4 protein-coding genes are annotated in these 6758 nt (G+C 61.3%); 1 reads left to right on the forward strand and 3 read right to left on the reverse strand.

What is annotated here, in order from left to right; translation table 11 throughout:
• The first annotated feature begins 235 nt into the window (after positions 1-235).
• Positions 236-1000, forward strand: coding sequence for a DUF3800 domain-containing protein (locus tag KDH09_13595; protein ID MCB0220728.1), 765 nt, complete (start codon positions 236-238; stop codon positions 998-1000).
• A gap of 128 nt (positions 1001-1128) precedes the next feature.
• Here the strand turns inward: KDH09_13595 and KDH09_13600 are convergent, their stop codons facing one another.
• The 3 genes from KDH09_13600 to KDH09_13610 form a co-directional block, all read right to left on the reverse strand.
• Positions 1129-2043, reverse strand: coding sequence for an IS1595 family transposase (locus KDH09_13600; protein MCB0220729.1), 915 nt, complete (start codon positions 2041-2043; stop codon positions 1129-1131).
• A gap of 338 nt (positions 2044-2381) precedes the next feature.
• The gene (locus KDH09_13605; protein MCB0220730.1) at positions 2382-2954 is read right to left on the reverse strand and encodes an outer membrane beta-barrel protein; all 573 of its coding nucleotides are present in this window, start codon (positions 2952-2954) and stop codon (positions 2382-2384) included.
• Positions 2955-3092: 138 nt separating this feature from the next.
• Positions 3093-6758 (reverse strand): hypothetical protein (locus tag KDH09_13610; protein ID MCB0220731.1); only part of this gene is annotated, 3666 nt, incomplete at its 5' end.

Here is a 6758-nt window from a genome sequence, read left to right on the forward strand (position 1 = left end):
CACCCAAACAAAAGGGCCGCTAGCTGCGGCCCTTCTTCTTGGGGGTCTTCTTCTTCGCCTTCTTCGGCGGGCTCTTGACTAGTTTCCGGGCCACGGCGTCGAAGTCGATGTCGTGGAAGTCATCGGGGTTCAGGTCGGGCTTGGGCTGTTCTTTCTTCGTTCACATCGCGCTCCAAAGATAACAAGAAAATGGGCAGAATAATACATATTTGTCATTAGCGGCTACGGTTGGGCGATGTATCTCGCATACTTCGATGAATCCGGCGACTCCGGCTACAGGAGCACCATATCCAAAGCATTCGTGCTCGGGTGCGTCCTCGTCCGGTCCGACCAGTGGCTTCCCGCGCTGGATGCCCTCAAGGCATTCAGAACGGCCCTGCGTATTGAGCATGGGATTCCGATGGATTTCGAGCTGAAGGGTCACCATCTCGGGCGAGGAAAAGCGCTCAAGCGGTTCGGATTAACTGAGGCGGAGCGGCGGCGCATCTACCACGGCGCGCTCCAGGTCCTTAACGACACCGGGTATTTCAGAGTATTTGGTGTGGTTATTCGGAAGGACCTGATCAAGGCGAGAGGCCGCATTGATCCACGCATTGAGGGCTGGGTGCGCGCGATTGAGCGGGTTCAGAGTTTTGCCGTCGAAAACGAATCCTTCGCCACGCTCATGCCAGACGTTGGCCACGCGGAGCTTATCAAGCGGTTGGTGCGCCGGATGCGGCGACACAACGACGTTCAGGGGAAATTCGGAACTGGCGCTGTCGTTGACCACAAGCTCCTTAACATTGTCGAGGACGTATCTGATCGAATATCGCATGAGTCCTATTTTGTGCAGGCCGCCGATTGGGTCGCATATGCGGCTCACCGGGCCTACTACCCGTTGCGCCGATGCTGCGACAACAAGGTGTGGTTTCAGCTAGGGGATTGCCGCGTGCTCGACGTGAGCCGCCTGAATGACCGTGGCGACGAGTTAAACGGCATGGTGGATTGGCCAAAGCCATAAAGCAGTAACCCCCGGACGCGCCGGGGGTTATTCAAATCCTACACCGGGCACAGGCCACGGTTCAGAGTTTTCAATATCAAAGTATCAATGCGCCGGGTGATTGTCAACCAGCGCTGTCGCGGTTTCGCTTAACCAACTGTTTTATAGGTCAGGCGCTTGCCTTCGATGCCGCTAAGCGCGTTGACCGTTCGCTCCAAATCGCTGACCTTACGATTGTTATACCGGAAGTCGAATTCCCCGCAGTAGCGCTTGAGGTGCTGCTCTCCGATGTGGTGATAGGTGCCGTGAAGGCCCCGCTTCATCACCGCAAAGAAGCTCTCAATGGTGTTGGTGTAGACCGGCCCACGAGCATATTCCCCGGTGCTGTGCTTGACCACGCTGTGCTGGTCGAAGTCCTCGCTGAGCCGCGTATACTGGCCAGCGTCATCGGTCATCACATGGGTAGCCTGCTCTACCTGCTCACGCAGGATCGGGCGCAGCGTCTTGGCATTGACCCGCTCCACATGGAAGCTGCGCACGTTGCCGTCACGCTCCACGAGGCTAAACACCTTCATCTTGTGCTGGTAGCCGCGTCCGGGCTGGCCCGGCTTCTTGTTGTTGCCCCAGAAGGTTTCGTCGGCTTCCACGACCTTGCCAGCACCGCCCAGCTTCACAAACTCGCTGTCGGCCATGGCCTCGCGCAGGCGGTGGGCCATGAACCACGCAGTCTTGTAGGTGACGCCCAGATAGCGGTGGAGCTGGTGGGCGCTAAAGCCCTTCTTGCTGGCGCACATGAGGTAGGCGGCCTGTAGCCACACGGTCAGGGGAATCTTGCTGTCCTCAAAGATCGTGCCGGTCTTGATCGTGAACTGGCGACGGCACTCGCCGCACTTCAGCACCTTGCGGGTGCTCTTTGCCCGCTTCACATTCAGCCGGTAGACCTTCACGTTTTCCACCCCGCACTTGGGGCAGGTCACGCCGTGGGGCCAGCGAATCTTTTCCAGATATTCGTGGGCCGCGTCTTCATCCTGAAACTGGGGCTGATTGAGAACCGGGAGCGCCATAACCTCTTACCTCACATCCCCAAATATACGGGGTATATGTGGGTGTGTCAAGTATATAAGTCCGCTTTTTTTGGCCACAATAAATCTCACCCGCCCCTGCTCCCCCACCGGGGGAGCTGCCAGGCGCAGTCGGGCTGAGGGGGTCAACAAGGCGGCGACCAGGACTGGATTGTGCAGGTACCGCCCCCCCCTCAGTCACCTTCGGTGACAGCTCCCCCGATGGGGGAGCAGGGAATGAAGTAGTTCTCTCCCCCACAAAAAAAGGCACGCCCCCCGAAATCGGGAGGCGTGCCGCGGATTCCTCGATCAGCCCGCCGGTTCGGCGAACTTGAAATTGCTTAGAAGGAGACGCCCACAGCGGCGGTCAGCCGGTGGTGGCTTGCCTCGGTCGCGCCGAGCGCCTGAATGTAGGTGTATTGCGGCGCGATGTAGAGGTTGAGCAGCGGGTAGATCTTCGCGCCCACGCCCACCTGGAACAGGCCGCCGCTCTGGTCGGACTGCACGTTGCCCACATCGGACGTCAGGTAGTCGAAACCACCACCCACGTAGAGGTAGGGCACCAGCGCGTCGGAGACTTCACCCAGCGCGTGGAGAGAGACGATGTCCATCTCCAGGTTGGCCGTGAAGAAATACTCGTGCGCGCTGCCGTTGAAGTTCTCGATGCGGGTGAAGCCCACCTCGGGACGGAAGCCAAACTGCACCGCACGGTCGGTCTGCTCGGTGGCGAAGAACCACGTTCCGGCCACACCCAGCGACAGATTCGACTTGCCGGCGAGCCGGTCCAGGCCCACGAATGCTTCACCCGATAGACGCTTGCGAAGCGACGCACCCTCGGCCTGCGCATGCGCGGGCGCTACTCCGGCGATCACGATCGCCGCCACCAAACTCACTAGGACCCAGAAGCGATTCATCTTCTTCCCCCTAAAATTCTGACCCATTCTCAAAACCGGTCGGCCCTTTGGGCCTCGCGGCAGTCAATCTCTTCCTCTGCCCGGGAGTTCAGAACACCCCGGAGCCTTCCTCGTTTCAGGAGGCCCCGGGGCAGTTCCTTAGTTCTCGGGGTAGTGGACACCCGCGTCCACGCCGCTCGCGCGGGTATCGACCTTCATCGTCGGCGCACTGCCCTCGGTCGTCAGGCTCTCCCACTCGGAGGTAGCAGCCCCCGTTGCATCGTAGGCCGCATCCGCCTGGGCGTTCGTGCCACTGTCCACGCAGGCACTCGTCTGATCGAGGTAGAGTTCAGCCACGCCGTCGGCATCGGCGAAGTTGTCGCCATTGCTGATGTCGTCGAGGTGACCCAGGCTCAGCACGTCCGCAATCACGAATGGATTGGGACCAGCAACCAGCGTCGTGTCGGTGTCCGCCGCCGCGGTCTCGCCGCAGTTGTCGGCGTCGCCGGTCAGCGTGCCGACACCGCCGAGCTCTGCGTCCGTCGAGTTACCGTTGTCATTGTCATAGAACACCGAGTTACGAACAGTGACCGTCGGCGTTCCTGCCACACCCGCGACTGCGAATACGTTGTTATTGCTCGCATCGTTGTTATGGAACGAGCTGTTGACGATCTCCAGAGTCGGATCCGTTCCGGTATCGGACACGGCGATTGCTGCGCCGTGGTCGGCCGAACTGTTCGAGCTGAACGCCGAGTTGATCACGCGGAGCGTCGTTCCCTGATTGCTGGTGAACTGAATACCGGCAGCCGTAGCACCAGCAACATTGTTGGCAAAGGTGGAGTGACGGACCACGTAGGTCCCCGGCTCGAACTCTGCGCTGATGTTGAGGGCGCCAGCCGTATTGGCTGCAGTGTTTCCGTCAAACACCGTGCGATCGACCAAGGCGTCGGAGCAGTCGATAATCAGCGCGCCACCGACGAATCCACCCGCCGTGTTCTGGGAAACCGACGACGCGGAAATCTCCGCACGCGTTCCAGTGACACTGCAGCCGACATAGAGTCCCGCGGTATTTCCACTCGAGGTCTGATTGTCGGTGATGTCGACCCGGCGAAGCAGGATCTGATCCGCGTCCGAGGCAATCAGTCCTGCGACATCGCCGCCGGTATCGTCGAAGCCACCTTCAACTCGCATGCCGTCGATGACGTTGTGGGCTCCAGCCGAGGGCACCTCAACGACTTCATCGGAATCCCCGGCGTTCTTGTTGCCCGAGGAATCCGTATCACCGCTCATCACGGTGGCACGCGAGGCGCTGAAGAGGTTGTTGCCGCCGGCCATATTGCGACCCGCGACCGAGGTGCTCTCCGCACCGCCCACGCCCTCAAACCCGCCGAAGATGGACAGGCCATCCGTCAGGGTAAAGACGTCGTCGTTTGCCGTGAGGGTCGCCTCGCGGTAGGTGCCGTTCGCCACGAAGATCACGTCACCCAGAACGTTGCCCGCACGGTCGCCGCCCGCGGAGGCCGCGTCGATGGCGTCCTGCGGATGCGTGAAGGCGTCGGTCCACGAAGTGCCGTCGGCCGCGCCGGTGGCGTTCAGGTCCACGTAATGCTTGGCACCTGGCGTGAGATGGAAGCCTGCGTCGGGCGTGCCGGCGGTGGCCCCGTCGACATCCGCCTCTGTGGACTGGTCGATGCGCGTTGTCAGGTCGTCGTGGGCATTGGCTGCGCCGAAGGCCGTCGTGGCCACCGCGTTGTCGCCGATGTCCTGACAGACCGAGCCGTCCTTGAGGAACACGTTGTCCTGGAACTCCACGAACTCGAAGGGATCGGAGAAGGCCTGGACGAAGCCCGAATCGGTGTAGGGCGTCGCCAGATCCTGCTCGGCGCAGGTGTCGTTGACGACCGTGGCCGCCGCGCAATTGATCGCGTCGTCGGCGGTCAGCGGAGCGCCGCCGTTGCCGTCTTCGTTGTCATAAAATGCGGAGTTCGCAATTGTCGGGGTTTCCGTGCCGACGTTGCAGTAGATACCGCCGCCATCGCCGGTGCCGCTGTCATCATTGTCGGCCCGGTTGCGTCGGAAGGTGGTGTGATTGTAGGTCGTTGTCAGCGTGCCGGTACCAACCTCCTCAAAAATGCCACCGCCGTTCTGGTCAGCGGTATTTCCGACGAACAAACCGTTGTTGATGGTCAGATCGCTGGTCCCGGCCATGGTGCCACTGAAGATGCGGATCGCACCGCCGTTAGATGCAGCACTGTTGCCGATGAAACGAACGTTGGTCAGCGTCGCATCCTGGTTGAGGGCTGAAGTGCTTCGGTTGAGACCCAGTGCGCCACTTAAGTTGCCCGCGGTATTATTTTCAAAGGTGACATCCGTAGCGACAACCGTCCCACTGAACGTTACCCGCATGCCACCGCCGTTGTTGCTTGCGGCATTTCCGAAGAACATCACGCGGCTGAGGGTGAGCGAGGAGTCTTGCGCTTCGATTCCGGCACCGTTCGTGGCTGTGTTATTGGAAATCGTAGCGTCGGAAATTTCGACACCGGTATTACCGAAGACAAACACCCCGCCTCCGATATTGAGACCGTCGCCGCCGGAGTCGGCCTCACCCCCGGTGATCGTAACACCGTTGAGCACAGTGTTGTTTGCCGTCACAACAACACTGTCGGCCATGCCGGCGCCATCGAGGATGGTCGCGCCGGTATTCAGGTCGCGGTCGGAGTGCAGCACGTCGCCGACCTCGAAGCCGCCATAATATTGAACACCGGCCACCAAATTCAGGAGTCGGTTTTCGGATGCTGCCGTGTAATCGCCGCCCGATCCGTCGAGCAGTCGCACCACGTCACCCGCGGCTACCGCGCCGTTGATGTTCGAGAGGGTGTCGGGATCGTTCGAGCTGCTGCCATCGCCCGCACCGGCCGCAGCGGCCGCCGCCCAGTAGACGTTGTTGGCCGCGACGATCTCGAGGGTGTCGGTCACCATGTCGGTGCCGTCGGAGATGGTCACTTCATAGGTGCAGTTAGTGATTACCGCCGGGCAGGTTCCCGTGACGTCACCGGTCATGGCATCGATGGCGAACACGCCGCACGAATCGCTGGCCTCGGTGAAGGTCACGCTCTGGCCCGCGTCGTTGGCCGAGCCCGTCACGGTAAAGATCGGAGCCGGCACGGTGCTCAGCGGACACACCACCGAGTTGCTGAGGTTCGTAAAGGTGGGCGCGTTGTTGCCCACGGTCACCGCAACCGAAGCCGGGCCGATGAGGGCGCCCGAGGACGCGCTCACGTTGATGGTCTCGGAAGTGTCGAAGTCGATGTCCGTGAAGGTCGCGATACCGGCCACGGTGTTCACCGGGTTGGTGCCGCCGAAGCTTCCCGCGCCGTCCTCGGTCAGGGTGACCGGGCGACCGTTGACGTTCACGACGTTGCCAAAGATGTCACGCACGCTGACCACGGGCTGGGTCGCCCAGGTGACGTTCGTGACTTCGGGACCGGCCGGCGGGGTGTCGAAGGCCAGGTAGTCGGCGCCGCTGGAATCGACGTCGAACATGGCGCTGGTGCCCGTAATGGTCGGCGGACCGGCATTCACGTCGTCGCCCACTTCAATGATGTAGTTCATGCCCGTGGTGAAGAACGTGACCTGCGCGGTCAGGGTGCCGGCCACCAGCGAGCCGAGCATGGTGTCGATGACCGGATCGACCGCCGCGTCCGTGCTGGTGATCAGGTAAATGTCATCGGTCGCCGTATCGACCAGGTTGCCGTTCACATCCAGCGCGTTGACCGTCACGTCGACCGGGATGCCGGGCTCGGTGATGGCGGTGCTCAGGAGCAC

Source organism: Chrysiogenia bacterium, from assembly GCA_020434085.1.
Taxonomy (GTDB): domain Bacteria; phylum JAGRBM01; class JAGRBM01; order JAGRBM01; family JAGRBM01; genus JAGRBM01.